We start from the raw sequence: 25,704 nt of genomic DNA, 5'->3' as shown, positions 1-25,704 counted from the left end.
TCAGGCTCCGATCGCGCCGACGACGGCCGACAGAGCCGCGTCGATCTTCGACACGTCGCTCCCGCCGCCCTGCGCCAGATCGTCCTTGCCGCCGCCGCCCCCGCCGAGGACACCGGCTGCCGTGCGGACGAGGGCACCGGCCTTCACACCGCTCGACCGGGCCGAGTCGGTCGTCGCGACGATCACGACGGGACGACCGGAGACGTCCGCGGCCAGCGCGACGACGGCCGACTCGGCCGCGAGCTTCGCCCGGACCTGCGTCGCGAGCGAGCGCAGTTCGTCGCCCGACCCGATGGCGCCGAGGTTCTCGGCGACGACGAGGTGCTGGCCGACGCGCTTCGCCGCGTTCGCGAGGGTGGGGACACGCTCGGCGAGAGCGCGCGACTCGAACGCCTGTATGCGCTTCTCCGCTTGCTTGAGGCTCGAGACGAGCTCGGAGATCCGCTCGGGCAACGTCTCGCGCGGCGTCTTCAGGCTGCTCGAGAGCTGGGAGACGATCGACCGCTCGACGGCGAAGTCGCGGAAGGCCTGCGGACCGACGAGCGACTCGACACGACGGTTCGTCGAACCCACCGAGGACTCGCTCACGAGGTTGATGATCCCGACCTCGGCGCTCGTGCGCACGTGGGTTCCGGCGCACAGCTCGCGCGACCAGGGACCGCCGATGTCGACGACGCGCACGACGTCGCCGTACTTCTCACCGAAGAGCGCCATGGCGCCGAGCGACTTCGCCTCATCGAGCGGGAGCTCCCGCGTGACGACCTCGAGGTTGTCCTGGATCGCGTTGTTGGCGATCTCCTCGATCTCCGTGCGCGTTTCCGGGGAGAGCGCCTGGTTCCAGGAGAAGTCGAGTCGCAAGTAGCCCGCCTTGTTGTACGAGCCCGACTGGTGCGCATTCGGTCCGAGCACCTGGCGGATCGCCGCGTGGATGAGGTGGGTGCCGGAGTGCGCCTGGCGCGCACCGCGTCGGTACTCGGCGTCGACGATCGACGTCGCCTCGGCGTCGACGGACACCTCGCCGCTCGACACGCGGACGGTGTGGGAGATGAGGCCCTTGACGGGCTTCTGCACGTCGAGCACCTCGAGCTCGTAACCGGGGCCGACGATGACGCCCTTGTCGGCGTCCTGCCCGCCGGATTCGGCGTAGAGCGACGTCTCCGCGAGGATGACCTCGGCCGTCTGGCCGGCGGTCGCTCGCGTGACCGACTCACCGTCGACGATGATCCCGAGGACTCGCGAACCGGTCTCGAGCTCGTCGTACCCCGTGAAGACGGTCTCGCCGGCGCGACGGAACTCGCTGTAGGCGGAGAGGTCGGCGAGGACGGACTTCTTCGCCTTCGCGTCGGCCTTGGCTCGGGTCCGCTGCTGCGTCATGAGCGAGTCGAACGCCTCGCGGTCGACGGAGAGCCCCGCCTCCTCGGCGATCTCGAGGGTCAGGTCGATCGGGAACCCGTACGTGTCGTGGAGGAGGAACGCCGTGTCGCCCGGAAGCGCGGCGCCACCCGACGTCTTGGTCTTGTCGACGGCCAGGTCGAGGATCGTCGTGCCGCCGGCGAGGGTGCGCAGGAACGCCTCCTCCTCGCCGATCGCCGAAGCGGAGAGCCGGTCGTATTCCGTCTCGACCTCCGGGTAGGCCGCCTTCATCGCGTCGCGGGAAGCGGCGAAGAGCTCGGGGAACGTCGCGCCGTCCACGCCGAGGAGACGCATCGAACGGACGCTCCGTCGCAGGAGTCGGCGCAGGATGTAGCCGCGACCCTCGTTCGACGGCGTGACGCCGTCGCTCAGGAGCATGAGGGAGGACCTGACGTGGTCAGCGATGACGCGCATGCGGATGTCGTCCTCGTGGACGGCTCCGTAGCGGCGCCCGGACAACCGGGCGGCCTCATCGAGGACAGGACGCACCTGGTCGATCTCGTACATGTTCTCGACGCCTTGCTTGAGGAACGCGACGCGCTCGAGCCCCATGCCCGTGTCGATGTTCTTGCGGGGGAGGTCGCCCGCGATCCGGAAGTCGACCTTGCTGCGGACGTCCTCGATCGCGTACTGCATGAACACGAGGTTCCAGATCTCGACGTAACGGTCGTCGTCCGTCGCCGGCCCGCCGTCGGCGCCGTACGCCGGTCCGCGGTCGAAGAAGATCTCCGAGCACGGGCCGGCCGGTCCGGCCTGGCCCGTCGACCAGTAGTTCGTGTCCTTGCCGAGGCGCTGGATGCGCTCGTCCGGCAGTCCGGCGATCTGCTTCCAGAGGCGGATGGCCTCGTCGTCGTCCTCGTAGACGGTGACCCAGAGGTCCTTCTCGTCGAAGCCGTATCCGCCGGCGGACTCGGGGCTCGTGAGGAGCTCCCAGGCGTACCCGATGGCCCCCTCCTTGAAGTAGTCGCCGAAGGAGAAGTTGCCGTTCATCTGGAAGAACGTGCCGTGTCGCGGCGTCTTCCCGACCTCTTCGATGTCGTTGGTCCTGATGCACTTCTGCACGCTCGTCGCACGCGGGTACGGTGCAGGGACGAGGCCCGTGAGATACGGGATGAACGGAACCATGCCGGCCACCGTGAAGAGGAGCGTGGGGTCGTCGCTCACGAGCGAGGCCGACGGGACCACGGTGTGGCCTCGCGAGCCGAAGAAGTCGAGCCAGCGTTGCCGGATGTCAGCTGTCTGCATGTTTCCGTTCGAGTCGTACGGGGGCGACGGGCGCCCGGTGTTCGGTGGGGACGACGGGGATCGTCAGTCCTTCGAGAGCTTGTCGATCGCGTCTTCCGCTTCGCGGGTGACGCTCTCGAGCGACGCGCGGAGCTCGGCCTCGCGCTCCTTGTAGGCATCGGCGATGGAGTCGCCGAACTCCCGGAGCTTGTCGTCGAGGTCAGCGAAGAAGGCGCCGCCGCGCTGCGTGTTGTTGATCTGGTGGGCGACGGCGAAACCGCCGACGATACCGACGATGAGCCAGAAAACGGACTTCATGGTGTGCTCCTCCGGGGGGCCGCTCGGCGACAGGTGACCAAGAAGCCATCCTAGTCCGCCGGTCGTCGGCGACGGCCGCCCTGCTCTCGGTGACGGCGCCGTCGGAACGCCGAAGGGGGCCACGGCGAACCGTGACCCCCTTCGGGTGATGCGTGCTGGTCGTCAGCGAGCCGCGTAGTACTCGACGACGAGCTGAACCTCGCAGGTCACGGGGACCTCTGCGCGCTTCGGGTCGCGGACGAGCCTCGCCTGGAGCTTGTCGAGCTCGACCTCGAGGTAGCCCGGAACCTTCGGAAGGACGTCGGCGTGGCCACCGGCAGCCGCGACCTGGAAGGGCTCGGTGCCCTCGCTGCGCGCCTTGACGTGGATGAGCTGACCCGGCTTCACACGGAAGGAGGGGCGGTCGACGATCTTGCCGTCGATGAGGATGTGACGGTGCACGACCATCTGCCGCGCCTGGGCCGTCGTGCGGGCGAAGCCGGCACGGAGGACGAGCGCGTCGAGGCGGTGCTCGAGGATCTCGACGAGGTTCTCACCCGTCAGGCCCTTCGTACGACGAGCCTCCTGGAAGGCGATGCGGAGCTGCTTCTCGCGGATGCCGTACTGGGCACGGAGACGCTGCTTCTCGCGCAGACGGACGGCGTAGTCCGAGTCGGCCTTTCGCTTCGAGCGGCCGTGCTCACCCGGGGCGTACGGACGCTTCTCGAGGTAGCGGGCGGCCTTCGGGGTGAGCGCGATGCCGAGCGAACGCGACAGCCGGGTCTTGCTACGGGTACGTGACTTGGTAGACACGGTTTCCTTTCGGATGGAATTCTCTGACGTCTCCACGACGCCGTCGACGTCGTGGGTCGGAGCGCGTACGCGCGCTCCACAAGTCCACGGGGAACCTTTCCGAACACATCGAGTCGTCCGCGCCTCACGGCCCATGCCTCACGGCACGGAGTGGTCGACAGAGGACGTCATCGACAGAGGACGTCATCGACACAGGACGAATCGACACAGGACGATCGGTGTTCGGTTGTAAGAGGGTTCGTGCCAGGGTCGCTCGGCTACAGAGCGCATCCCATCGGTCGTCGTCGCGCAGCCGCACGCTCGGACAGGACCTAGGCCGCCGACAATCCTAGCACGCCACCGGCCTCAACCCGTGATGCCGCGGATGATGCGTCGGAGCTTCTCGAGCCGCGAACCGACGTCGCGCTCGTTGCCGTGCGTCGTGGGCTGGTAGTACCGCGCTCCGGACAACTCGTCCGGCAGGTATTGCTGCTGCACGACGCCCAGGTCCGCGTCGTGCGGATACTTGTAGCCCTTGCCGTGACCGAGCTTCTTCGCGCCGGCGTAGTGGGCGTCGCGGAGGTGCTTCGGAACGCGGCCGAACGCCCCGGCCCTGACGTCGGCGATCGCGGCGTTGATGCCGTTGTACGCAGCATTCGACTTCGCTGCCGTCGCGAGGTAGACCGTCGCCTCCGCGAGCGGGATGCGCCCCTCCGGCATACCGATGAGCTGCACGGCGTCGGCGGCGGCGACAGCGATCGGCAACCCCTGAGGATCGGCCATGCCCACGTCCTCCGCGGCGGAGATGATGAGGCGCCGGGCGATGAAGCGCGGGTCCTCCCCCGCTTCGATCATGCGAGCGAGATAGTGCAGGGCCGCATCGACGTCGGAGCCCCTGATCGACTTGATGAAGGCGCTGATGACGTCGTAGTGCTCGTCGCCGTTCTTGTCGTACCGCAGCAGAGCGCGATCGACGGCCGTCGAGACGATGTCGTCCGTGACCACGGGCCTCGCGTCCTCGTCGGCGACGGCGGCCGCGGAGAACGCCGCAGCCTCGAGTGCCGTGAGCGCCCGACGCGCGTCACCCGATGCAAGCCTGACGATCGCGTCCTTCGCGGCGTCGTCGACGTCGACGCGACCGCCGAGACCGCGCGGATCCTCGATGGCACGGTCGACCAGGATCCGCAGGTCCTCGTCCGAGAGCTGCTCGAGGGTGAGCAGGAGGGACCGGGACAGCAACGGGGAGATGACGGAGAAGGACGGGTTCTCGGTGGTCGCAGCGATGAGGATGACCCAGCCGTTCTCCACGCCGGGGAGCAGTGCGTCCTGCTGCGCTTTGGTGAATCGATGGATCTCGTCGAGGAAGAGCACCGTCGACAGGCCGTAGAGGTCGCGACCGGACAGTGCTTCTTCCATGACCTGGCGCACGTCTTTCACGCCGGCCGTGACGGCGGAGAGTTCGACGAAACGGCGACCGGACGAGTGCGCGATCGCCTGGGCGATCGTCGTCTTCCCCGTGCCGGGAGGCCCCCACAGGATGACCGAGACGGAACCCTTCGTGCCCTCGGTGTCGCTCGCGAGACTCCACAGCGGGGAACCGGGACCGAGCAGGTGCCGCTGTCCGGCCACCTCGTCGAGGCTGCGCGGGCGCATGCGCACGGCGAGCGGCGACGACCCCGGGTGCAATCCGGGCGCGGAGGTGGGCATGCCTCCAGGCTAGCGGGCACGTCTGACACCCGGGCCGGGTCCTCTTTTGCGGCGCCGTCGGCGCGACCCGTACAGTTCTATGGGGTCCGCGTCCGGCCCCACCCCCCGGGCACCGTCCGGTCGACAGCGGAGGAACACGTGGCACCGAGCAAGTACGAGGAACGCGCGTCGAGAGAAGCACGTCAGCGGTTGAAGGCGTATAAGGCCCGGCAGGCCGTGCACGAGCACCGCACGTCGCGGCGGGTACGCGACAACTGGATCGCCGCGATCCTCGTGGTCGTCGTCGGCGCCGCCGTCACTCTCGGTCAGCTCGCCTTCCTCCAGGCAGGTCCGTTCCAGGCCGCGGCGACGCCGAGCGCGTCTGCGAGCCCGAGCACGGACGCCGACGCTCCTCCAGCCGTCGACCTCCCCTCACCCGACTTCGCCGAGAACCGGACATGGACCGGGACGATGACGATCAACGACGTGCCGCTCGCGATCTCCCTCGACGGCGCCGCGGCACCGCAGGGCGTCTCGGCGTTCGTCGCCCTCACGCAGGCCGGCTTCTACGACGGACTCTCGTGCCACCGCCTCACGGCGTCGGAGAACTTCGCGGTCCTGCAGTGCGGCGACCCCGAGGGAACCGGTCAGGGCGGCCCCGGCTTCTCCTACGGTCCGATCGAGAACGCTCCGGCCGACGACGTGTACCCCGCCGGCACGATCGCCATGGCTCGGCAGAGCAATGACGCCGAGAGCATGGGGAGCCAGTTCTTCATCTGCTACGAGGACACGACCATCCCGGCCGACGACGCCGGTGGCTACACCGTGCTCGGAACGGTCACGGATGGACTCGACGCGCTGAAGTCGACCGTCACGGACGCGGGCATCGCCGAAGGCACCGAGAGCACTCCCGCCGTCCCGACGACGATCACGTCGGTAACGGTTCAGTAGCACTGTCTCCGGCGTGGAGTCCCTCCGTAATAGGCTGGGCACGATTCTCGACGGTCGCACCTCTGTGCGAACGCAAGCGACAAGGGTGATGCACGTGACAACGACTGGTCAGCAGGAGTGGGGCCGCGTCGACGACGACGGAACCGTTTACGTCCGCGAGGGCGACGACTGGCGGAGCGTCGGTCAGTTCCCGGACGGCTCACCGGAAGAGGCACTCGCCTACTTCCAGCGCAAGTACACCGATCTGGCCGGCCAGGTCGTGCTCCTCGAGCAGCGCGCGAAACGCGGCGCTCCCGCCGCGGACGTGGCACGCGGGGTCGCACGGCTCCGCTCGGAACTCGAGTCCCCCAACGCCGTCGGCGACATCGAGTCGCTGCGCATTCGCGTCGCAGCGCTCGACACGACCGTGACCGAGCTCACCGAGCAGCAGTCAGAGGAGGCGAGCGCCCAGCTCGCCGGGGCCATCGCCGAGCGCACGGCGATCGTCGAGGAGGCCGAGGCGCTCGCGGCTCTCGACCCCGCGAAGGTGCAATGGAAGCAGGCCACGGAGAAGCTCAACGACCTCTTCGCCCGCTGGCAGACGCATCAGCAGTCCGGTCCGAAGCTCCCGAAGAACGAGGCGAACGAACTCTGGAAGCGGTTCCGCACGGCTCGCACCACCATCGAGCAGCACCGACGGACGTTCTTCGCGGAGCTCGACACCGTGCACCGCGACGCGAAGTTGAAGAAGACGCGTCTCATCGAGCAGGCCGAAGCACTCGTCCCGAAGGGCAGCGACGGTGTTCCCGGCTACCGCGACCTCCTCGACGAGTGGAAGCGTTCCGGCCGAGCGGGTAAGAAGACCGACGACGCGCTGTGGGCGCGCTTCAAAGCTGCTGGCGACGCCATCTACCAGGCGAAGGCCGCGATCGATGCGGCGGAGAACGAGGAGTACTCGGCGAACCTCCAGGTCAAGCTCGCGCTCCTCGAGGAGGCCGAGCCGCTCCTCAAGGAGACCGACGTCGAGGCCGCCAAGAAGGTGCTCGTCTCCATCCAACGCCGATGGGACGCGGCCGGGAAGGTCCCGCGTGACCACGTCCGCCCGATCGAGGACCGGCTCCGCAAGGTCGAGCAGGCCGTCCGGGCCCTCGAGGAGGAGCAGTGGCGGAAGAACAACCCCGAGACGAAGGCCCGCACGCAGGGACTCGCCTCGCAGTTGAGTTCGGCGATCGAGAAGCTCGAGGCCGACCTCGCGGCCGCGCAGGCGTCGGGTGACGCACGGGCAGAGGCCGAGGCGCGCGAGGCTCTCGAGACGCGGAAGGCCTGGCTCGACGCGATCGGCTGACGCCGTCGACCGACTTCGCGGGCCGACTCCGTTGGCTGGCTCGGTTGGCTGGCTCCGTGGGCTGACGCAACTGAGACTCCCACGGGGTCGGTCCTGCCGTTCCTCCACAGATCGTCCCTGCGAGACGCGAGCGAGCAGGCGCGGGACCCATCCTGTCGGGCATGACCACTCCCTTGCTTCCCGCCCTCTTCATCGGTGGCCACGAGTTCTCGATCGCCGAACTCTCCGCAGCACGGCTCGACGGCGACCTCGTCGTCGTCGGAGCCGCCTTCGCGGCCGCCGGCACACCCGTCGACCATCGGCATCGCGCTGCCGCCATCGCGGCCGACGTCCCACCGGGATGCACGGTCGTGGGTCGCAGCGCCGCTTGGCTCCACAGTGGGAGCGGTGAGGTTCCGCTGCCCCTCGAGATCGGGGTGTCGGGTCCGACGTCGCGCTGGAGCCGTCCTCACCGCTCGGCACGATCGATGCGCATCCGCCCCGAGCACCGTGAGATCGTCGGCATCGGCACGGCTGCCGTCCTCACCCTCTCCCCCGTCGCGACGATCATCGACCTCGCTCGGATGCCACGACGCCGCGGCGACGACGCTCTCCTCCGCGCCGTCGCGTCGAGACGCGGCATCCCCGCGGCCGACGTCCTGTCGGCACTCGACGACTGGGCGCATCTCCCCGGAAAGCGCGAGGCGGAGGCCCGGTTACGGACCTGCTTCGAGCTCAGCCGCCGTTGACGCGATACACGTCGTACACGGCGTCGATCCGTCGCACGGCGTTCAACACGCGTTCGAGGTGCGTCGTGTCGCCCATCTCGAAGACGAACCGACTGATGGCGAGACGGTTGTTCGAGGTCGACACGGTGGCCGACAGAATGTTGACGTGGTGCTCGCTCAAAACGCGGGTCACGTCCGAGAGCAGCCCCGCCCGGTCGAGCGCTTCCACCTGGATCTGCACCAGGAACAGGCTCTTCGAGGTGGGAGCCCACTCGACGTCGATCATCCGCTCCGGCTCCTGCAGGAGCGACTGGACGTTGTGACAATCGGAGCGGTGCACGGAGACGCCCGTCCCGCGCGTGACGAAACCGACGATCTCGTCACCGGGAACCGGCGTGCAGCACTTGGCGAGCTTGACGAGGATGTCGGGGGCTCCACGGACGAGGACGCCGGAGTCGCTGTCGGGAAGCGGTCGCGTTCGTCCCCGCACGGGGAAGTCGAGGGCCGACGGGTCGTCGACGTCGCTCTCGCCCTGGATGAGGGCCGCGACCTTCTCGAGGACCGATTGCGTCGAGACGTGCCCCTCGCCGACCGCGGCGTACAGGCCCGACACGTCTTCGTAGCGGAGCTGCGACGCCACCTCGGCGAAGGAATCCTGGCTCATGAGCTTCTGCAGCGGCATGTTCTGTTTGCGCATCGCGCGGGCGATCGCGTCCTTGCCCTGCTCGATCGCCTCGTCGCGGCGTTCCTTCGTGAACCACTGGCGGATCTTGTTGCGCGCACGCGGGCTCTTGACGAAGTTGAGCCAGTCCTGGCTGGGCCCCGAGTCGGGGTTCTTCGACGTGAAGACCTCGACGACGTCGCCGCTGTTGAGCTCCGATTCGAGGGGCACGAGGCGACCGTTGACCTTGGCACCCATGGTGCGGTGACCGACCTCCGTGTGGACGGCGTACGCGAAGTCGACGGGCGTCGCTCCGGCGGGCAAGCCGATCACGCGTCCCTTCGGGGTGAAGACGTACGTCTCCTTCGCACCGATCTCGAACCGCAGTGAGTCGAGGAACTCCCCCGGGTCGGCCGTCTCGGCCTGCCAGTCGGAGATGTGCGCGAGCCACGCGAGATCGCTCTCGGACGGCGCTCCCCCGCCCTTCGTGCCGTTCATCCGCTCCTTGTACTTCCAGTGCGCCGCGACACCGTATTCGGCGTGCTGGTGCATCTCGTGGGTGCGGATCTGAATCTCGACCGATTTGCCGCCCGGCCCGATGACCGTCGTGTGCAGCGATTGGTAGAGGTTGAACTTCGGCGTCGCGATGTAGTCCTTGAAGCGACCGGGCAACGGTGTCCACCGCGCATGGATCGATCCGAGCACGGCGTAGCAGTCGCGGACACTGCCCACCAGGACACGGATGCCGACGAGGTCGTAGATGTCGTCGAAGTCGCGGCCGCGCACGATCATCTTCTGGTAGATCGAGTAGTACTGCTTCGGTCGACCGACGACCTTGCCACGGATCTTGAGGCCCTTGAGATCCTCGCCGACAGAGTCGATGACGTTCTGCACGTATTCCTCGCGCTGCGGCGTGCGCTGGCGGACGAGGCTCTCGATCTCGGCGTAGATCTTGGGGTGGAGCACGGCGAAGGAGAGGTCCTCGAGCTCCCACTTGATGGTCTGGATTCCGAGACGGTGCGCGAGCGGCGCGTAGATCTCGAGTGTCTCCGTGGCCTTCCGCACGGCCGACTCAGGCTTCACGAAACCCCACGTGCGGGCGTTGTGCAGACGGTCGGCGAGCTTGATGATGAGGACCCGGATGTCCTTCGACATCGCGACGATCATCTTGCGGACGGTCTCGGCTTGCGCGCTGTCGCCGTACTTGACCTTGTCGAGCTTGGTGACGCCGTCGACCAGCATCGCGATCTCGTCGCCGAAATCGGCTCGGAGCTCGTCGAGCGAGTAGGCCGTGTCCTCGACCGTGTCGTGAAGCAGCGCCGCGGCGATCGTCTTCGACCCGATGCCGAGATCGGCGAGGATCTGCGCGACCGCCACGGGGTGGGTGATGTACGGCTCGCCGCTCTGCCGCTTCTGCCCGCGGTGCGCCCGCTCGGCGACGGCGTAGGCGCGCTCGATGATCGAGACGTCGGCCTTGGGCTCGTGCATCCGGACGGTGCGGACGAGGCGGTCGACCGCACCGGCCGGCTGTGCCCGCGAGAAGATTCGCGGCACGAGGCGTCGCAGGGAGGCGGTCTGCGACGGAGTCGTCTCTGTCATCGCGCGCACCACCTCCTGCTACCGAGATTACTCTGCGCTGAGAGGCTCTCCGGCCACCGCCGGTCGAACGGCCGACGTGGAACGCGCACGAACCGCGAGGATCCGCTTGTCGCGCTTGGAGATCGCCGGCTCGCTCTCGCGGAAGAGCGCGTACAGCGGGGCTGCCACGAAGATCGTCGAATAGGTCGCGACGAGGATTCCGACGAGGAGCGAGAGAGAGATGTCGCGGAGCGTCTCGGCACCGAGCACGAAGTCACCGATGACGAGGATGGCCGCGACGGGCAGTGCCGCGACCACCGACGTGTTGATCGACCGCACGAGCGTCTGGTTCACCGCGAGGTTGACGGACTCAGCGAAGGTGCGCGGCGAGTCCTCGCCGTCCTCCGAGGTGTTCTCACGAATCTTGTCGAAGACGACGACCGTGTCGTACAGCGAGTAGCCGAGGATCGTGAGGAATCCGATCACTGCGGCCGGGGTGATCTCGAACCCGCTCAACGAGTACACGCCGAGCGTGATGATGAGCACGTCGAGCAGGGCGAGGATCGCGGCGGCCGACATCTTCCACGTGCGGAAGTAGATCGCCATGATCGCGAAGGTGAGGACGAGGAAGATCACAAGACCCGTGAGGGCCTGGCGCGTGACGTCCTGGCCCCACGAGGCGCCGATGAAGGACGTGTTGACCTCGCCCGTCGTAACCCCGTAGGCGTCCGCGAGCGATGTCGTGACCGCCGTCGTCTCGTCGGGAGTGAGCTGATCGGTCTGGACGCGGATGGCGGACTCTCCGACCGTGGAGACGCGCGCGACGGCGTCCGGAGCCGCGGCGGCGACGGCCTCGGTCGCGATCTCCTGGTCGGTCGACTCGGCGTTCTCGATCGTGAACTGCGATCCGCCCGTGAACTCGATACCGAAGTTGAAGTACGTACCGGTCGTGACGCCCTTGACGAGCGGGACGGCGATCGACCCCAGGACGAGCAGGAGCGCGACCGTGAACCAGATCCGCCGGTTGCCGACGAAATTGATCGAGCGCTTGCCGGTGTAGAGGTCGTTACCGAACTGGGTGAGGTTGGCCATCAGGAGTCCTTCTCCTTGGTCGCGGTCGAGGTCGACGACGAGGTCTGCTGCGACTCCGCGAGTTTGCGTTCGGCGATCGTCTGGCGGCGCTGGGCCTCGCGGCTCGACGATGCGAGCTTCGCCTGACGGACGGTCTCGGTGGGCGCGCGGAACTGTGCGCGTCCCCGATAGACGGCGCCCAGCGCCTTCGGGTCGAGACCCGAGAGCTTGTGCCCGCTCGAGAAGAACCGGGTCTGGGCCAGGAGCTGCAGCATCGGGTGCGTGAAGAGGATCACGACGAGGACGTCGATGATGGTCGTGAGACCCAGGGTGAACGCGAATCCGCGGACGTTGCCGACGGCGAGTACGTAGAGCACGACCGCCGCGAGGAGGTTGACGCCCTTCGACGCGTAGATGGTGCGCTTCGCGCGCTTCCACGCCGCCTCGACGGCCGCCTCGAGTCCTCGACCGTCGCGCAGTTCATCGCGGATGCGCTCGAAGTACACGATGAAGGAGTCGGCGGTGAAGCCGATCGCGACGATGATGCCGGCGACGCCCGCGAGCGACAACCGGTAGCCCTGACGCCATGACAGCAGGGCGATCGCGAGGTAGGTGAGCACACCGGCCACGACGAGCGAGGCGATCGTCACGAAGCCGAGCAGCCGGTACTGGAACAGCGTGTAGATGACGACGAGGATCAGACCGATGAGACCGGCGATGAGACCGATCTGGAGCTGGGCCGACCCGAGCGTCGCTGAGATCTGCTCGGACGAGGAGACTTCGAAGCTGATGGGAAGCGCACCGTACTTGAGCTGGTCGGCGAGCGTCTTCGCCGTCTCCTCCGTGAAGCTTCCGGAGATGCTCGGGCGGCCGTCGGTGATGAGGCCGTTCATCGAGGGGGCCGAGATGACGGCGCCGTCGAGGACGAAGGCGAACTGGTTGAGGGGCGACGTCGCGCCGTACAACCGCTGGCTGATGTCGGCGAAGACGTCCGTGCCCTGGCCGTCGAGCGTGATGTTGACGACCCAGCGGCCGGTCGTTCCGCCCGACTGGGTCTGCTCGAGACCGCTCGACGCGTCGGTGATGGCCGAACCGCTCAACTCGACCGGGCCGAGGATGTACTTGACGCTCCCGTCCGTCTCGCACGTGACGACGGGCTGATCCTTCGGCGCGTCGGCTGCGGCGGCCGGCGGGTTCGCGCAGTCGTAGGCCTGGAACTGGGCCTGGAGAGCGGGAGTGACCCACGAGAGGTCGCTCGCGTTGCTCGGCGCGACGCTCGGCTCGGCGGGGAGCGCGGGGTCGGGCGACGGATACGGCGTCTCCTCGCCGTCCTCGCCGACGAACTGGTTCGTCGGTGCCGAGGTCGCGAGAACGGGACGGAACTCGAGCTGGGCGGACGCCTCGATGCGAGCCCTGGTCTCCTCGTCGGCCTCGCCGGGGATGGAGACGACGATGTTGCGCCCACCCTGCGTGTTCACCTCGGCTTCGGAGACGCCCGAGGCGTCGACGCGCTGACGGATGATCGAGACGGCCTGGCTCAACTGCTCTTGAGAGACCTCCTGACCGTCCTCCAGCTGGGCTTCGAGGATGATCTGCGTTCCACCCTCGAGGTCGAGGGCGAGCTTCGGTTCGACGGTCGCGCCTCCCCACACCACTCCGCCGGCGAGAACGCCGCCGAGAACGATGAGGATGGCGCCAAGCCACGCGAGAGCGCGTGACGCATTTCTGACCGGTGCGGATCGTGCCAACGCGGTGCTCAGCTTTCTACGACCGTGCCGCCCACGGTGGGGCGGCACGAGGAGGGGTGGTGACTAGTCGTCCGACTTCTTGTCGGAATCAGCCGTCTTCTCGGACTCGGTGCGAACGTCGATGACGGGCTCTGAAGCGATGATCGGATCGGCCGCGACGGCCGAGTCCTCCGAGACCGACTCCGTGGCGGCCATGACGGGCTCGACGTCGTCGACGACGCGGGCGATGGTCTGACGGTGCACGGTGACCACGGTGCCCCGCGCGATGTCCAGCTCGACCTTGTTGTCGTCTTCGTTGATCGACACGATCGTTCCGAAGAGACCGAAGTTCGTCATGACCTCGGCGCCCGGCACGACCTTCGACTGGAGGTCTTCCTGGTCGCGCTTGCGCTTCTGTCCGTTGCGGAACATGAAGAAGATGAGCACGGCCAGGATGGCCAGCATGCCGAGAGTCAACGGATCCATGAGGGGGGGAGATACCTTTCGCGGCCGAGAGCCGCTGTTGTGGTGCACCGTACCTGATGCCGCGCCGAAGCGCCGTTCGAGGGCACGAGCTGTGTGGAGAATTCAGTTCCGGGGAGGTGAGCCGAAGGGCCAGCTTGAATTATAGGACATCGGTGAGGAACGGACCTGAAGCGCGCTCCACTCCGAAGTGCCGGAACGCGAGCGGGGTGGCGACGCGCCCTCTCGGCGTGCGCGTGAGCAGGCCGATCCGGACGAGGAAGGGCTCGACGACGCTCTCGATCGTCTCGGCTTCCTCCCCCACCGACACGGCGAGGGTTCCGAGACCCACGGGGCCACCGTCGAAGCGCGTCAACAGGATGTCCATCACCGCTCGGTCGAGTCGATCGAGCCCGAGCGGGTCGACGTCGTACAGCTCGAGCGCACCGCGGACCGCATCCAGGTCCGCTCCCGTGTCGTGGACGAGAGCGAAGTCGCGGACGCGTCGCAGCAGTCGGTTCGCGATGCGCGGGGTGCCGCGGCAGCGCCCCGCGATCTCGGCGACCGCTGACGACGAGATGTCGAGGTCGAGCAGTCGGGCGGCTCGCGTGAGGACGCGCTCGAGATCGGCGTCGTCGTAGAACTCGAGATGAGCCGTGAAGCCGAAGCGGTCACGGAGCGGGTTCGGCAGCAGTCCCGACCGCGTCGTGGCACCGACGAGCGTGAAGGGCGCGAGGTCGAGAGGGACCGACGTGGCGCCTGCCCCCTTGCCGACCATGATGTCGATGCGGAAGTCCTCCATCGCGAGGTACAGCATCTCCTCCGCCGACCGCGCCATCCGGTGGATCTCGTCGATGAAGAGGATCTCACCTGGAAGGAGGCTCGACAGCACGGCGGCCAGATCGCCGGCGTGTTGGATGGCCGGTCCGCTCGAGAGCCGGAGCGGCCGGCCGCTCTCGGCGGCGACGATCATCGCGAGTGTCGTCTTGCCGAGACCGGGAGGACCGGCGAGGAGGATGTGGTCCGGAGTCCGGTTCTGCATCGCCGCTGCCCTGAGAAGGAGCTCGAGCTGCCCGCGCACCTTCGGCTGTCCGATGAACTCCGTGAGCGTCTTCGGACGGAGCGCTCCCTCGAACGCGAGTTCCGCTTCGGACTCCGGAGTGGGGTCGAGCGTGCGGTCCTCGCTCATGCCGACGCTCCGTTCCGCGGTGCGGGACCGAGCTGAGCGAGCGCGAGGCGCAGCAGGGTCTGCACGGGCGCCGACGCGGCATCGGGGTGCGCGACCGCGACGTCGTTGACGGCGGCCGCGGCGACCCGTTCGGGCCATCCGAGACCGACGAGAGCGCTCACGACGTCGTCACCCGCCGAGATCTCGACCACCGGAGCGTCGCTCGTGATCGTGATGCCGAGGAGCTTGCCCGCGAGCGACACGACGATGAGCTTCGCCGTCTTCGGACCGATGCCGGACACCTTGCGGAACGGGGCATCGTCGTCCGCTGCGACGGCGGCAGCGATCTGGCCAGGTCCGAGGTGTGACAGCACCCCGAGCGCCGACTTCGGCCCCACTCCCGAGACTCCGAGCAGGAGGTCGAACACCTCGCGGTGCTCGATCGTCTCGAAGCCGAAGAGGGTCATCGCGTCCTCGCGGACGATGAGCGTCGTGTAGAGGAAGGCTTCGTGCCCGACCGTGAGCGCAATCGCGTGTTCGGGCGTGACGAACACCGCGTAACCGACGCCGCCGACCTCGATGTGAGCGGTACCGCCGCTGACGGCGAGGACGCGGCCGCGAATACTGGAGATCACCCCGTCAGCCTAGGCGTGACCTCCGACAGTCGGACATCGGCACGCGGCCGCCTCAGCGTTTGGTGCCGCGCTCGGCGGCGAGCCAGGCTCGCTGGGCGGGCGTGAGACTCGACGACGCGCCCGTCGCGCGCGCATCGGGAGCGTCGCCCCGCCACGCGTGGCAGATCGCGAGTGCGAGGGCGTCGGCGGCATCCGCGGGCTGGGGTGGCTCGGCCAGCCGCAGCACCCGGGCGACCATCGCCTGCACCTGCTTCTTGTCAGCGGCACCGTAGCCCGTGATCGCGGCCTTGACCTCGCTCGGCGTGCGGAGGCCGACGGGGATCGATCGTGCCGCCGCCGCACGCAGCGCGAGTCCGCTGACCTGCGCCGTTCCCATGACGGTCCGCAGGTTGTGCTGCGCGAAGACGCGCTCCACCGCCATCGCGTGCGGTTCGTGCTCGTCGATGAGCGCCTCGAGACCGGCGTTCACGGTCAAGAGGCGCTCCTCGATGGGAGCAGAGGGTTCACTGCGCACGACGCCGTAGTAGACGAGCGTCACGCGACGGTCGGGCTCGACGTCGACGACGCCGATGCCGCACCGGGTGAGACCGGGGTCGATCCCGAGCACCCGGATCGTCACCGTCAGTCCTCTTCTTCGAGTTCCGCCTGGACCTCGGCGCTGACGGCGTAATTGCTGTAGACGTTCTGGACGTCGTCGGAGTCCTCGAGGGCGTCGATGAGGCGGAAGACCTTCCGGGCCGTCTCCGCGTCGACGTCGATCTTGAGGTTCGGGACGAACGCGACGTCGGCCGAGTCGTAATCGATTCCGGCGTCCTGCAGCGCGGTGCGCGTCGCGACGAGATCACTCGGCTCGGTGAAGACCTCGAACGTCTCGTCCTCCGCGACGACCTCCTCGGCACCGGCGTCGAGGACGGCCGTGAGGATGTCGTCCTCCGTGGTGCCCTCGGCCGGGACGACGATGAGGCCCTTGCGCGCGAAGTTGTAGGCGACGCTTCCCGGGTCTGCCATGGCGCCGCCGTTGCGCGACATCGCCGTGCGGACCTCGGCGGCCGCCCGGTTCTTGTTGTCGGTCAGACACTCGATGAGGAGCGCGACCCCGTTCGCCGCATAGCCCTCGTACATGATCGTCGTGTATTCGACGACCTCGCCCGTGAGTCCCGCGCCGCGCTTGATGGCGCGATCGATGTTGTCGTTGGGGACGGAGGTCTTCTTGGCCTTCTGGACGGCGTCGACGAGGGTCGGGTTGCCGCTGAGGTCGGCGCCGCCCATCTTCGCGGCGACCTCGATGTTCTTGATGAGCTTCGCGAACGACTTCGCACGACGCTGGTCGATGACGGCCTTCTTGTGCTTCGTCGTCGCCCACTTGGAATGCCCGGACATGTGCTCCTCTTACTGCAGCGTGTTGATCGCACCCATTCTAGAACGAGCTCGCACACGGCTCGCGGCGGCTCGCTCTGAGCGGCGGGTCAGCCTGCCGCGTCGGCGACCTTCTCGAGGAAGTACCGGTGGAAGCGCGACTCCCCCGTCACCTCGGGATGGAACGACGTTCCCATTACGGCGCCCTGCTCGACGGCGACGACCGTGCCGTCCCCGAGCGCGGCCAGCGGGGTCGCTCCCGGCCCCGTCTCGGCGACGAGCGGAGCACGGATGAAGACGGCGTGCACGGGTTCCGGCCCGACGACAGGAACGTCGAGATCCGTCTCGAAGGAGTCGAGCTGTGAGCCGAACGCATTCCGGCGTACGGTGACGTCGAGACCGCCGAACGTCTCCTGCCCCGAAATGCCGTCCACGATGCGGTCCGCGAGCAGGATCAGGCCGGCGCAGGTCCCGAACATCGGCATACCGCGCCGTCGTGCGTCGCGGATCGGTTCCGCGAGCCCGAAACCCCGCGAGAGCTTGTCGATGACCGTCGACTCCCCGCCGGGGATGACGAGTCCGTCCACGCCGGTGAGCTCACTCGCCCGGCGGACGGGAGTCGCCTCAGCGCCGAGCCCGGTCAGCACCCTGACGTGCTCACGGACGTCGCCCTGCAACGCGAGGACGCCGACCCGGAGCGGGGAGCCGCTACCAGCCACGCTCGGCGAGCCGGTGCGGAGCCGGAAGGTCCGCGACGTTGATGCCGACCATGGCCTCCCCGAGCCCACGCGAGGCATCGGCGATGACGGCGGGGTCGTCGAAGAACGTCGTCGCCTTGACGATCGCCGCGGCCCGCCGCTCGGGCTCCCCCGACTTGAAGATGCCGGACCCGACGAAGACCCCGTCGGCCCCGAGCTGCATCATGAGAGCAGCGTCGGCCGGCGTCGCGACGCCGCCGGCGGTGAAGAGCACCACGGGGAGCGCGCCGCGCTCGGCCACCTCGGCGACGAGCTCGTACGGCGCCTGCAGCTCCTTCGCCGCGACGTAGAGCTCGTCCTTCGACATCGCGGAGAGTGCACGGATCTCGGCGCCGATCGTGCGGATGTGCTTCGTGGCCTCCGAGACATCGCCCGTGCCGGCCTCGCCCTTCGAACGGATCATGGCGGCGCCCTCGTTGATGCGCCGGAGAGCCTCTCCCAGGTTCGTCGCACCGCACACGAATGGCACCGTGAAGGACCACTTGTCGATGTGGTTCACGTAGTCGGCCGGGCTCAACACCTCGGACTCGTCGATGTAGTCGACGTCGAGCGCCTGAAGGACCTGTGCCTCGACGAAATGCCCGATGCGCGCCTTCGCCATGACGGGGATCGACACCTCGGCGACGATCGCCTCGATGAGGTCCGGGTCGCTCATGCGCGCGACGCCTCCCTGCGCACGGATGTCCGCCGGCACGCGCTCGAGCGCCATGACGGCGACGGCTCCGGCGTCCTCGGCGATCCTGGCCTGCTCGGCCGTGACGACGTCCATGATGACGCCGCCCTTCAGCATCTCGGCGAGTCCGCGCTTGACGCGGCTCGATCCGACGGTGGAGGGGGAAGATGTCTCGGTCATGCGGCCGAGTCTAGGGACACCGCGAGCCGGTGATCAGGCCGACGGGAAGCCAATTCGCAACGGGTGGCTCGCGGGGCGGCTCGAGGCGGGAGCCAATTCCCGATCAGTGGCTCTCAGCGGCGTTCCAGGCCTCGGCGAGCGTTCGACGGACGTCTCCGAGCAGCTGCGGAAGCGCCTTCGTTCGGGCGATGATCGGGAAGAAGTTCGCGTCCTGCGCCCAGCGCGGCACGAGGTGCTGGTGGAGGTGTCCGGCGATGCCCGCTCCGGCTACGGCGCCTTGATTCATGCCGATGTTGAAGCCGTCGTTGTTCGACGTGGCACGGACGACGCGCATCGCCTTCTGCGTGAGAGCACCGATCTCCGCGACCTCGTCGACCGTCGCGTCGTCGTACAGCGGGATGTGGCGGTACGGGCACACGAGGAGGTGCCCCGAGTTGTACGGGAACAGGTTGAGCAGCACGTACGCGTGCGTCCCGCGGGCGACGATGAGCGCCGACTCGTCGTCCTGCTGCGGTGCCCAGCAGAACGGGCATTCGTCGACGTGCGGCTTCGGGCCGCCCTCGATGTACGCCATCCGGTGCGGCGTCCACAACCGCTGGAACTCGTCGGGCACGCCGACGAGGTGTGCGGCGGACTCGAGGGAGGCGTCGTCCGTCATTCCGCCCACGCCGTCAGGACGAGCTCCTTCTCGGCGATCGCACGACGGATGCGCTCGACGGCCTCGTCGACCGGGACGCCGTTCAGCTGCGTGCCGTCGAGGAAGCGGAAGCTCACGGAGCCGCCTGCGACGTCCTGCTCCCCCGCGATGAGCTGGAGCGGGACCTTGCCGGTCGTGTGGGTGCGGATCTTCTTCTGCATGCGGTCGTCGCTCCGGTCGACGCTCGCGCGCACGCCCGCGGACGTGAGACGGGCGACAATCTCCTCGAGGTACGGCGCGTACTCGTCGGCGACGGGGATCGCGACGACCTGCTCGGGTGCGAGCCACAGCGGGAACGCACCCGCGTAGTGCTCGAGGAGGATGGCGAAGAACCGCTCGATCGACCCGAGCAGAGCGCGGTGGATCATGACGGGCTGCTGCCGGGAGCCGTCCGCCGCGGCGTACTCGAGCTCGAAGAGCTCGGGTTGGTTGAAATCGAGCTGCACCGTCGAGAGCTGCCACGTGCGGCCGATGGCGTCGCGCGCCTGCACCGAGATCTTCGGACCGTAGAAGGCGGCGCCGCCCGGGTCGGGGACGAGTTCGAGACCGGAGTCGACGGCGACCTGGCGGAGCGTCTCGGTCGCCTCCTCCCACATCTCGTCCGTCCCGACGAACTTCTCCGGGTCCTTCGTGGAGAGCTCGAGGTAGAAATCGTTGAGGCCGTAGCCGCGCAGCGTCTCGAGCACGAACTCGAGCTGACGGGCGAGTTCCTCCTTGACCTGGTCCGGCGCGACGTAGATGTGCGCGTCGTCCTGCGTGAGGCCGCGCACACGCGTGAGACCCGAGAGCGTCCCGCTCTTCTCGTAGCGGTACACGGTGCCGAACTCCGCGAGCCGCAGGGGGAGCTCGCGGTAGCTGCGGCCGCGAGCTCGGTAGATCAGGTTGTGCATCGGGCAGTTCATCGGCTTGAGGTAGTAGTCCTGGCCCTGGCGGGTCAGCTCCCCGTCGGCGTCGTACTCGGCGTCGAGGTGCATCGCCGGGAACATGCCCTCCTTGTACCAGTTGAGGTGCTGACTGGTCTCGAAGAGGTGACCCTTGGTGATGTGCGGCGTGTTGACGAGCTCGTAACCGTTCGCGATGAGCCGCTCGCGCATATAGTTCTCGATCTCGTTGCGGATGATGCCGCCGCGCGGGTGGAACACCGCGAGACCAGAACCGATCTCCTCGGGGAAGCTGAAGAGGTCGAGTTCGCGACCGAGCTTGCGGTGGTCGCGCTTCGCGGCCTCCTCGAGCCGGGCCTGGTAGGCGCGGAGCTCGTCCTTCGTCGGCCAGGCTGTGCCGTAGATGCGCTGCAGCTGCGGGTTCTTCTCGGAGCCGCGCCAGTACGCCGCGGCGACGCGCATGAGCGCGAAGCCGTTGCCGATCATGCGGGTGCTCGGGAGGTGCGGACCGCGGCAGAGGTCCTTCCAGACCGTCTCCCCCGACTTCGGGTCGACGTTGTCGTAGATCGTGAGCTCGGCGCCGCCGACCTCGACGGATTCGCCCGCGTCGCCCGCGTCGGATCCGCCCTTCAGTCCGATGAGCTCGAGCTTGTACGGCTCGTTCTCGAGCTCGGCGCGCGCCTCGTCCTCGGTCACGACGCGGCGGACGAAGCGCTGGCCCTGCCGGATGATGCGGTCCATCTCCTTCTGCAGCGGCTTGAAATCCTCGAGCGTGAACGGCTCGGCGACGTCGAAGTCGTAGTAGAAGCCGTCGGTGACGGGCGGCCCGATGCCGAGCCTGGCCTCCGGGTTGATCCGCTGGACGGCCTGGGCGAGCACGTGCGCCGTCGAGTGACGCAGGATGGCGAGGCCGTCGGCCGAGTCGATCGTGACGGGCTCGACGACGTCGTCGACCGTGAGCGTCGTCGCGAGGTCCTTCAGGTCGCCGTTGACGCGCATGGCGACAACGGATCGGTCGGTGAACCTGGCGAAACCGTCTGACACAGCTGTTCCTTCGAGTCGAGTGCGTTGGCCTCTCACTCTATCGCCGCGCCGGAGGTCGGTCGTCCGACCGATACGACGACGCGGCACCGGAAATCAAGCTGTTGAGGAGCATCCGCAGCGCCGGTCATCGTGGGGGTCCGACGACCGAAGGAGGAGCTCATGACCGACTCACCCGAACGACGAGAACTCGCACTGCCCGACTACGACCACATCCCGGTGGGGATGCTGCCGTCGCGGATCGCCGCGCTCAGCGAAGCCGACCTCTCCGACGTGCTCGCGTACGAACGTACGCATGGCGACAGACTGCCCGTCGTCCAGGTCCTCGAGCGCCGACTCGAGGCGCTGAGAAACGGCGCGGAACCGAGCGGATCGCTGCCCACAGACCTCCCCGAGGTCCAGCAGGGCTCCACCGGTTCGCCCGTGAGTCCGGCGACGTCCGGTCCGCCGATGAACCCGCCGTCGCACGGCGACCCGACGAACCCTGCCCAGCCGCGATGAGTATCGCCGGGAACGACGAAGGCCCCCGGCTCATGCCGGGGGCCTTCGTCGTTCTGTCTCAGACTCTGGTGGGCGATACTGGGATCGAACCAGTGACCTCTTCCGTGTCAGGGAAGCGCGCTACCGCTGCGCCAATCGCCCATTGTTCAATTACTGCTGAGTGCATCCGGAAGCGTGTCTCGATCCTGATGATTGAGGTGGCGACGGGATTCGAACCCGTGTGGACGGCTTTGCAGGCCGCTGCCTCGCCTCTCGGCCACGCCACCGCGTGTGGTTGCCCACATGCCGTAGCCGACCGAAGCCGACCACCAACACTCGAGCGGATGACGAGATTCGAACTCGCGACCCTCACCTTGGCAAGGTGATGCGCTACCACTGCGCCACATCCGCATTTCGCTCCCGTTTCCGGGTGCCTAGGAACTCTAACCGAAACACAACCGCAAGTCCAAACCGAGACACGCCGCCCCGTGATTTCGGGCGTCACACAGCCCGCGGCGGCCCCGCGCACCCCGCAAGCGACGTACGCGGCTGGCATCGGCGCCGGAGATTTCAACCGCCGATGTCCGATCCGGGCCCGATCGGCGGTGTCGGAACGAGTCGCGCGGGCTCGGTTCGCGCGAGCCCTCGGCGTCGGTTAGGATCGTGTACCGCGGCGACCTCCCGGAAGCCGCATGGGCGATTGGCGCAGTTGGTAGCGCGCTTCCTTCACACGGAAGAGGTCATCGGTTCGAGTCCGGTATCGCCCACCCTCCGACGATCACGTCCGCATCCGCGACTCCATGTCATGCGCGCCCGGCGTCACCTCCTGGCTCATTCACCGTGAATGCTGCTCTTCACCTTCGGATGGCGTACGGTCGGCCCTACAGGGTCACCCCGGCTCTCGACGGAGGCAGGACCATGGCGGAGAAGTCATCACGCAAGGCGGTCGCGAAGACGGCCGTTCGATCGCTCAAAGAGAAGCGACTCGACAAGAAGAACAAGAAGGATTCGAACTCCGGATCCGGTGACGTCGTCTCGAACGTCGGCAAGAAGCACTGACCCTCGTTCCAGCGACGGAACGACAGCGTCACACCGGAACGGCCGCTCCTCGGAGCGGCCGTTCTGCTGTTCCTGGAGCGTCAGCCGAGGTGCCAGCCGTACCGGGTGGCGAGCGCAGCGGCCACGCGGCGGTAGGCCATCTCCGGCAGGAAGGACGCCTCGCGCCGCACGCTCCCGGCGTGCACGCGGAAGACGCGGTCGAGTCGTGCCCAGCTCTCGCGGTGCTGACCGTCCCAGTCCCCCGACCCGACGGCCAGGTGATCCCGGTCGCCGGCGTGGTCCTTCGACGTGAGTTGGACGGCCAGCGCGAACCCGTCGAGTCCAGCCGCGACGATGAGCACCGGCCGATCCTTCCCGCGCCCGTCGTTCTCCTCGTACGGCACCCACGTCCAGACGATCTCGCCGGGGTCCGGCACTCCGTCGGCCGAGGGCGTGTACTCGAGCAGAACACGGCCGAGCGCACGCGGGTCGATCTCCTCGGTCGTGACGGAGCCGACGACCTTCAGGCGAGGCGGAAGTCCGTTCTTCAGTCGGGCACGCGCCCGTGCCGTCGGACGGAAGGCACCGAGGAGCGAAATGAGGAAGCCGGAGGAACGAGCCATCCCGGCAGACTACCGACGCTGCTGCCGCGGGGAAGGCGGGCTGTGCACGACGCCGGCACTGCATCGCTCGGCGAGCGCCGCGCCGATTGCAGCAGCGCTCGCCAGAAGAAGCAGCGCTCGAGTGACGGACGCGCCACCGGGGCCGGTCAGTCGGCGGAGGTGAGCGCCATCATGCGGGACATCGACCGCAAGTACTTCTTGCGGTAACCGCCCGAGAGCATGTCGCCACCGAAGACCTCGTCGAGCGGGACCCCGCTCGCGATGATCGGGATCTGCGCGTCGTACACGCGGTCGACGAATGCGACGAGGCGAAGCGCCTCCGTCTGCGACTCGAGCACGTGGACTCCCGAGAGCGCGATGCGGTCGATGCCGTCGATGAGCCCGATGTAGCGGGAGGGGTGCACGTTCGCGAGGTGGGCGATGATGCCGTCGAACGTGTCGTCGCTCACGGTCTCGCCCGCCTCGATCGCCGACCGCACCCGCTCGTCGTAGGCCTCGCCGTCGGTGACGAGCGCGTGACCCTCGAGAGACCGGCGCCGGTAGTCGGTGCCGTCGATCCGGAGGGTGTCGAAGTTCCCCGAGAGCGCGTGGATTTCGCGCAGGAAGTCCGCGGCGGCGAAGCGGCCCTCGCCGAGGGCGTTCGGCGGCGTGTTCGACGTGGCCGCGAGGCGGGTGCCCGTCGAGACGAGCTCTGTGAGCAGACGCGTCATCATCATCGTGTCACCCGGGTCGTCGAGCTCGAACTCGTCGATGCAGAGGAGGGTCGAGCCCGTGAGCAGCGTCACCGTGCTGGCGTAACCCAGGGCGCCGACGAGCGCCGTGTACTCGATGAAGGTGCCGAAGTACTTCCGCGGTCCCGGTGCGGCGTGCCAGAGCGCGGCCAGGAGGTGCGTCTTGCCGACGCCGAAGCCGCCGTCGAGGTACAGGCCCGGCCGCGTCTCCGGCACCTTCTTCTTCCGCGAGAAGAGACCGCCGGAGCGAGCCGGCGCCGACCAGGATCCGGCGAAGGCGCGCAGCCTCTCGACGGCGTCCTCCTGCGAGGGGTACTCCGGGTCCGGACGGTAGTTGTCGAAGGAGGCGCTGGAGAACTGGCGCGGCGGGGCGAGACCCTCCGCGAGCTCCGTTCCGCTGAACTGAGGCGAGCGCGCCGCGAGGCTCACGGGGGACGTCGAGGAGGAGGCCATCTGAACCTTCGGTGGGGGATCGTGTGTCGAAGTCTTACGGCCACGGTGACACGCCCGACGGAGCTTCCGTAGATTCGCTCGTGGCCCGTCCCCAGCCTATCCGTCAGCGGTGCCGGGTAACGTCGAGGGTGACCCCGTTCCGATCCTGAGGAGGACAGCGATGCCCGTGGAAATCGACTCGACCGAGAAGTTCGCCGGCTACGCGCACCCCGAACGCCTCGTGACGACGGCGTGGCTCGAAGAACACCTGGGGTCGGACGGTCTCGTCGTCGTCGAGTCCGACGAGGACGTGCTGCTCTACGAGGTGGGCCACATCCCCGGGGCTGTGAAGGTCGACTGGCACACGGAGCTCAACGACCCCGTGCAGCGCGACTACATCGATGGCGCAGGCTTCGCTCGTCTCATGGCGCGCAAGGGCATCGAGCGCACCGACACCGTCGTCATCTACGGCGACAAGAACAACTGGTGGGCCGCGTACGCCCTCTGGGTGTTCACGCTCTTCGGGCACGAGGATGTCAGGCTGCTCGACGGGGGTCGCGACGCGTGGATCGCGGAGGGCCGTGCCGTCACGACGGAGAAGCCAGAACCCCGACGCACGACCTACCCCGTCGTCGAACGCGACGACACCGCGATCCGCGCCTTCAAGGACGACGTGCTCACCCACCTCGGCAACCCGCTCATCGACGTGCGCTCCCCGGAGGAGTACTCGGGCGAACGCACGACGGCGCCCGCGTACCCGGAGGAGGGCGCCCTCCGCGCCGGCCACATCCCGAGCGCGCGCAACGTGCCATGGGGGAAGGCCGTCGCCGACGACGGGACGTTCAAGCCGGTCGTCGACCTCGAGGAGGTGTACCGTGCCGGAGCGGGGCTCTCCGACGGCGACGACATCGTGGCGTACTGCCGCATCGGTGAGCGGTCGAGCCACACGTGGTTCGTGCTCACCCACCTCCTCGGCTTCGAGAACGTGCGCAACTACGACGGCTCGTGGACCGAGTGGGGCAGCGCCGTGCGGGTACCGATCGCCACGGGCACCGAACCCGGGTCTGTACCGTCCGTCTGACGCACCCATGGTCCACGGTCGAGGGATAATCGATCGG

At 68.1% G+C, this 25,704-nt stretch carries 24 protein-coding genes and 4 tRNA genes; 7 read left to right on the top strand and 21 right to left on the bottom strand.

Going from position 1 to position 25,704, the window contains the following annotated elements:
• From alaS to ELQ90_RS06265, 4 genes are all read right to left on the bottom strand, one after another.
• Positions 1-2,658 (bottom strand): alanine--tRNA ligase, encoded by a 2,658-nt coding sequence (gene alaS / locus ELQ90_RS06280; RefSeq protein WP_128494416.1) that lies wholly within the window; start codon positions 2,656-2,658, stop codon positions 1-3.
• Positions 2,659-2,721: 63 nt separating this feature from the next.
• A complete protein-coding gene (locus tag ELQ90_RS06275) occupies positions 2,722-2,955 on the bottom strand; it encodes a hypothetical protein (protein ID WP_128494415.1) in 234 nt (77 codons plus the stop codon).
• 162 nt (positions 2,956-3,117) lie between these two features.
• Entirely contained in the window at positions 3,118-3,747 is a 630-nt protein-coding gene (rpsD, locus tag ELQ90_RS06270) for a 30S ribosomal protein S4 (protein WP_128494414.1), read from the bottom strand.
• Between the two features lie 345 nt (positions 3,748-4,092).
• Complete coding sequence (locus ELQ90_RS06265) at positions 4,093-5,433, bottom strand: replication-associated recombination protein A (protein ID WP_128494413.1); 1,341 nt, start codon at positions 5,431-5,433, stop codon at positions 4,093-4,095.
• 138 nt (positions 5,434-5,571) lie between these two features.
• Between ELQ90_RS06265 and ELQ90_RS06260 the strand changes: the two genes are divergently transcribed.
• From ELQ90_RS06260 to ELQ90_RS06250, 3 genes are all read left to right on the top strand, one after another.
• Positions 5,572-6,363: a peptidylprolyl isomerase gene (locus tag ELQ90_RS06260; RefSeq protein ID WP_128494412.1), complete on the top strand. Its 792-nt coding sequence runs from the start codon at positions 5,572-5,574 to the stop codon at positions 6,361-6,363.
• A 94-nt stretch (positions 6,364-6,457) separates the two neighbouring features.
• Complete coding sequence (locus ELQ90_RS06255; RefSeq protein ID WP_243696043.1) at positions 6,458-7,687, top strand: DUF349 domain-containing protein; 1,230 nt, start codon at positions 6,458-6,460, stop codon at positions 7,685-7,687.
• A 161-nt stretch (positions 7,688-7,848) separates the two neighbouring features.
• The gene (locus ELQ90_RS06250; RefSeq protein ID WP_128494410.1) at positions 7,849-8,415 is read left to right on the top strand and encodes a hypothetical protein; all 567 of its coding nucleotides are present in this window, start codon (positions 7,849-7,851) and stop codon (positions 8,413-8,415) included.
• Here ELQ90_RS06250 and ELQ90_RS06245 read toward each other — a convergent pair.
• The 12 genes from ELQ90_RS06245 to thrS all read right to left on the bottom strand — a co-directional run bounded on the left by ELQ90_RS06245 (position 8,402) and on the right by thrS (position 21,240).
• Complete coding sequence (locus ELQ90_RS06245) at positions 8,402-10,654, bottom strand: RelA/SpoT family protein (RefSeq protein ID WP_128494409.1); 2,253 nt, start codon at positions 10,652-10,654, stop codon at positions 8,402-8,404. The two genes, ELQ90_RS06250 and ELQ90_RS06245, sit on opposite strands and share 14 nt — an antisense overlap.
• A 27-nt stretch (positions 10,655-10,681) precedes the next feature.
• Positions 10,682-11,725, bottom strand: coding sequence for a protein translocase subunit SecF (gene secF / locus ELQ90_RS06240; protein WP_128494408.1), 1,044 nt, complete (start codon positions 11,723-11,725; stop codon positions 10,682-10,684).
• Complete coding sequence (gene secD / locus ELQ90_RS06235; protein ID WP_128494407.1) at positions 11,725-13,452, bottom strand: protein translocase subunit SecD; 1,728 nt, start codon at positions 13,450-13,452, stop codon at positions 11,725-11,727. Before secD ends, secF begins: the two co-directional genes overlap by 1 nt.
• 63 nt (positions 13,453-13,515) lie before the next feature.
• Positions 13,516-13,896: a preprotein translocase subunit YajC gene (gene yajC, locus ELQ90_RS06230; RefSeq protein WP_243696042.1), complete on the bottom strand. Its 381-nt coding sequence runs from the start codon at positions 13,894-13,896 to the stop codon at positions 13,516-13,518.
• A gap of 160 nt (positions 13,897-14,056) precedes the next feature.
• Complete coding sequence (gene ruvB, locus ELQ90_RS06225) at positions 14,057-15,082, bottom strand: Holliday junction branch migration DNA helicase RuvB (RefSeq protein ID WP_128494405.1); 1,026 nt, start codon at positions 15,080-15,082, stop codon at positions 14,057-14,059.
• Positions 15,079-15,696, bottom strand: a complete 618-nt coding sequence (ruvA, locus tag ELQ90_RS06220; RefSeq protein WP_128494404.1) for a Holliday junction branch migration protein RuvA — start codon at positions 15,694-15,696, stop codon at positions 15,079-15,081. The genes ruvB and ruvA overlap by 4 nt, the downstream gene beginning before the upstream one ends.
• A 52-nt stretch (positions 15,697-15,748) precedes the next feature.
• Positions 15,749-16,315 (bottom strand): crossover junction endodeoxyribonuclease RuvC, encoded by a 567-nt coding sequence (ruvC, locus tag ELQ90_RS06215; protein WP_128494403.1) that lies wholly within the window; start codon positions 16,313-16,315, stop codon positions 15,749-15,751.
• A gap of 2 nt (positions 16,316-16,317) precedes the next feature.
• The gene (locus ELQ90_RS06210; protein WP_128494402.1) at positions 16,318-17,076 is read right to left on the bottom strand and encodes a YebC/PmpR family DNA-binding transcriptional regulator; all 759 of its coding nucleotides are present in this window, start codon (positions 17,074-17,076) and stop codon (positions 16,318-16,320) included.
• 86 nt (positions 17,077-17,162) lie between these two features.
• Positions 17,163-17,771, bottom strand: coding sequence for a pyridoxal 5'-phosphate synthase glutaminase subunit PdxT (pdxT, locus tag ELQ90_RS06205; RefSeq protein WP_243696041.1), 609 nt, complete (start codon positions 17,769-17,771; stop codon positions 17,163-17,165).
• Complete coding sequence (gene pdxS / locus ELQ90_RS06200; RefSeq protein WP_128494400.1) at positions 17,761-18,663, bottom strand: pyridoxal 5'-phosphate synthase lyase subunit PdxS; 903 nt, start codon at positions 18,661-18,663, stop codon at positions 17,761-17,763. The genes pdxT and pdxS overlap by 11 nt, the downstream gene beginning before the upstream one ends.
• Before the next feature lie 103 nt (positions 18,664-18,766).
• Positions 18,767-19,321 carry an HIT family protein gene (locus tag ELQ90_RS06195; protein WP_128494399.1) on the bottom strand — a complete coding sequence of 185 codons (555 nt, stop codon included), beginning with the start codon at positions 19,319-19,321 and terminating at the stop codon, positions 18,767-18,769.
• Positions 19,318-21,240 carry a threonine--tRNA ligase gene (gene thrS, locus ELQ90_RS06190; protein WP_243696068.1) on the bottom strand — a complete coding sequence of 641 codons (1,923 nt, stop codon included), beginning with the start codon at positions 21,238-21,240 and terminating at the stop codon, positions 19,318-19,320. The genes ELQ90_RS06195 and thrS overlap by 4 nt, the downstream gene beginning before the upstream one ends.
• Positions 21,241-21,444: 204 nt before the next feature.
• Between thrS and ELQ90_RS06185 the strand changes: the two genes are divergently transcribed.
• Positions 21,445-21,783, top strand: coding sequence for a DUF8129 domain-containing protein (locus ELQ90_RS06185; protein WP_128494397.1), 339 nt, complete (start codon positions 21,445-21,447; stop codon positions 21,781-21,783).
• A gap of 66 nt (positions 21,784-21,849) precedes the next feature.
• On the opposite strand, the gene ELQ90_RS06180 is transcribed toward ELQ90_RS06185, so the two are convergent.
• The 3 genes from ELQ90_RS06180 to ELQ90_RS06170 form a co-directional block, all read right to left on the bottom strand.
• Positions 21,850-21,924 (bottom strand) — tRNA-Val (locus ELQ90_RS06180).
• Positions 21,925-21,978: 54 nt separating this feature from the next.
• Positions 21,979-22,049, bottom strand: a tRNA-Cys gene (locus ELQ90_RS06175).
• A 52-nt stretch (positions 22,050-22,101) separates the two neighbouring features.
• Positions 22,102-22,173: transfer RNA gene (locus tag ELQ90_RS06170), tRNA-Gly, on the bottom strand.
• Between the two features lie 283 nt (positions 22,174-22,456).
• Here ELQ90_RS06170 and ELQ90_RS06165 point away from each other — a divergent pair.
• A tRNA-Val gene (locus tag ELQ90_RS06165) sits at positions 22,457-22,529 on the top strand.
• Positions 22,530-22,680: 151 nt separating this feature from the next.
• Entirely contained in the window at positions 22,681-22,821 is a 141-nt protein-coding gene (locus ELQ90_RS16560) for a hypothetical protein (RefSeq protein ID WP_166408868.1), read from the top strand.
• An 80-nt stretch (positions 22,822-22,901) separates the two neighbouring features.
• Here ELQ90_RS16560 and ELQ90_RS06160 read toward each other — a convergent pair whose 3' ends face one another.
• Positions 22,902-23,423, bottom strand: a complete 522-nt coding sequence (locus ELQ90_RS06160) for a type II toxin-antitoxin system PemK/MazF family toxin (RefSeq protein WP_128494396.1) — start codon at positions 23,421-23,423, stop codon at positions 22,902-22,904.
• Between the two features lie 146 nt (positions 23,424-23,569).
• Complete coding sequence (gene zapE / locus ELQ90_RS06155) at positions 23,570-24,607, bottom strand: cell division protein ZapE (protein ID WP_128494395.1); 1,038 nt, start codon at positions 24,605-24,607, stop codon at positions 23,570-23,572.
• A 160-nt stretch (positions 24,608-24,767) separates the two neighbouring features.
• On the opposite strand from zapE, the gene ELQ90_RS06150 reads away from it, so the two are divergent.
• Positions 24,768-25,667, top strand: coding sequence for a sulfurtransferase (locus ELQ90_RS06150; protein ID WP_128494394.1), 900 nt, complete (start codon positions 24,768-24,770; stop codon positions 25,665-25,667).
• Positions 25,668-25,704 lie beyond the last annotated feature (37 nt).

Origin of the sequence: Labedella phragmitis (assembly GCF_004078635.1) — a bacterium.
Taxonomy (GTDB): domain Bacteria; phylum Actinomycetota; class Actinomycetes; order Actinomycetales; family Microbacteriaceae; genus Labedella; species Labedella phragmitis.
Note: the sequence above shows the minus strand (reverse complement) of the source record. Positions and strands in the feature narration are given on the sequence as shown.

Bases quoted from the DNA above. Each gene is read 5' to 3' on its own strand.
- ELQ90_RS06275 (WP_128494415.1), bottom strand. From the start codon at position 2,955: ATGAAGTCCGTTTTCTGGCTCATCGTCGGTATCGTCGGCGGTTTCGCC.
- ELQ90_RS06185 (WP_128494397.1), top strand. From the start codon at position 21,445: ATGACCGACTCACCCGAACGACGAGAACTCGCACTGCCCGACTACGAC.
- ELQ90_RS06210 (WP_128494402.1), bottom strand. From the start codon at position 17,076: ATGTCCGGGCATTCCAAGTGGGCGACGACGAAGCACAAGAAGGCCGTC.
- ELQ90_RS06245 (WP_128494409.1), bottom strand. From the start codon at position 10,654: ATGACAGAGACGACTCCGTCGCAGACCGCCTCCCTGCGACGCCTCGTG.
- secF (WP_128494408.1), bottom strand. From the start codon at position 11,725: ATGGCCAACCTCACCCAGTTCGGTAACGACCTCTACACCGGCAAGCGC.
- ELQ90_RS06250 (WP_128494410.1), top strand. From the start codon at position 7,849: ATGACCACTCCCTTGCTTCCCGCCCTCTTCATCGGTGGCCACGAGTTC.
- ELQ90_RS06160 (WP_128494396.1), bottom strand. From the start codon at position 23,423: ATGGCTCGTTCCTCCGGCTTCCTCATTTCGCTCCTCGGTGCCTTCCGT.
- ELQ90_RS16560 (WP_166408868.1), top strand. From the start codon at position 22,681: ATGGCGGAGAAGTCATCACGCAAGGCGGTCGCGAAGACGGCCGTTCGA.
- zapE (WP_128494395.1), bottom strand. From the start codon at position 24,607: ATGGCCTCCTCCTCGACGTCCCCCGTGAGCCTCGCGGCGCGCTCGCCT.
- thrS (WP_243696068.1), bottom strand. From the start codon at position 21,240: ATGCGCGTCAACGGCGACCTGAAGGACCTCGCGACGACGCTCACGGTC.
- yajC (WP_243696042.1), bottom strand. From the start codon at position 13,896: ATGCTGGCCATCCTGGCCGTGCTCATCTTCTTCATGTTCCGCAACGGA.
- ELQ90_RS06195 (WP_128494399.1), bottom strand. From the start codon at position 19,321: ATGACGGACGACGCCTCCCTCGAGTCCGCCGCACACCTCGTCGGCGTG.
- alaS (WP_128494416.1), bottom strand. From the start codon at position 2,658: ATGCAGACAGCTGACATCCGGCAACGCTGGCTCGACTTCTTCGGCTCG.
- ELQ90_RS06265 (WP_128494413.1), bottom strand. From the start codon at position 5,433: ATGCCCACCTCCGCGCCCGGATTGCACCCGGGGTCGTCGCCGCTCGCC.
- ruvB (WP_128494405.1), bottom strand. From the start codon at position 15,082: ATGAGCGAGGACCGCACGCTCGACCCCACTCCGGAGTCCGAAGCGGAA.
- ELQ90_RS06150 (WP_128494394.1), top strand. From the start codon at position 24,768: ATGCCCGTGGAAATCGACTCGACCGAGAAGTTCGCCGGCTACGCGCAC.
- pdxS (WP_128494400.1), bottom strand. From the start codon at position 18,663: ATGACCGAGACATCTTCCCCCTCCACCGTCGGATCGAGCCGCGTCAAG.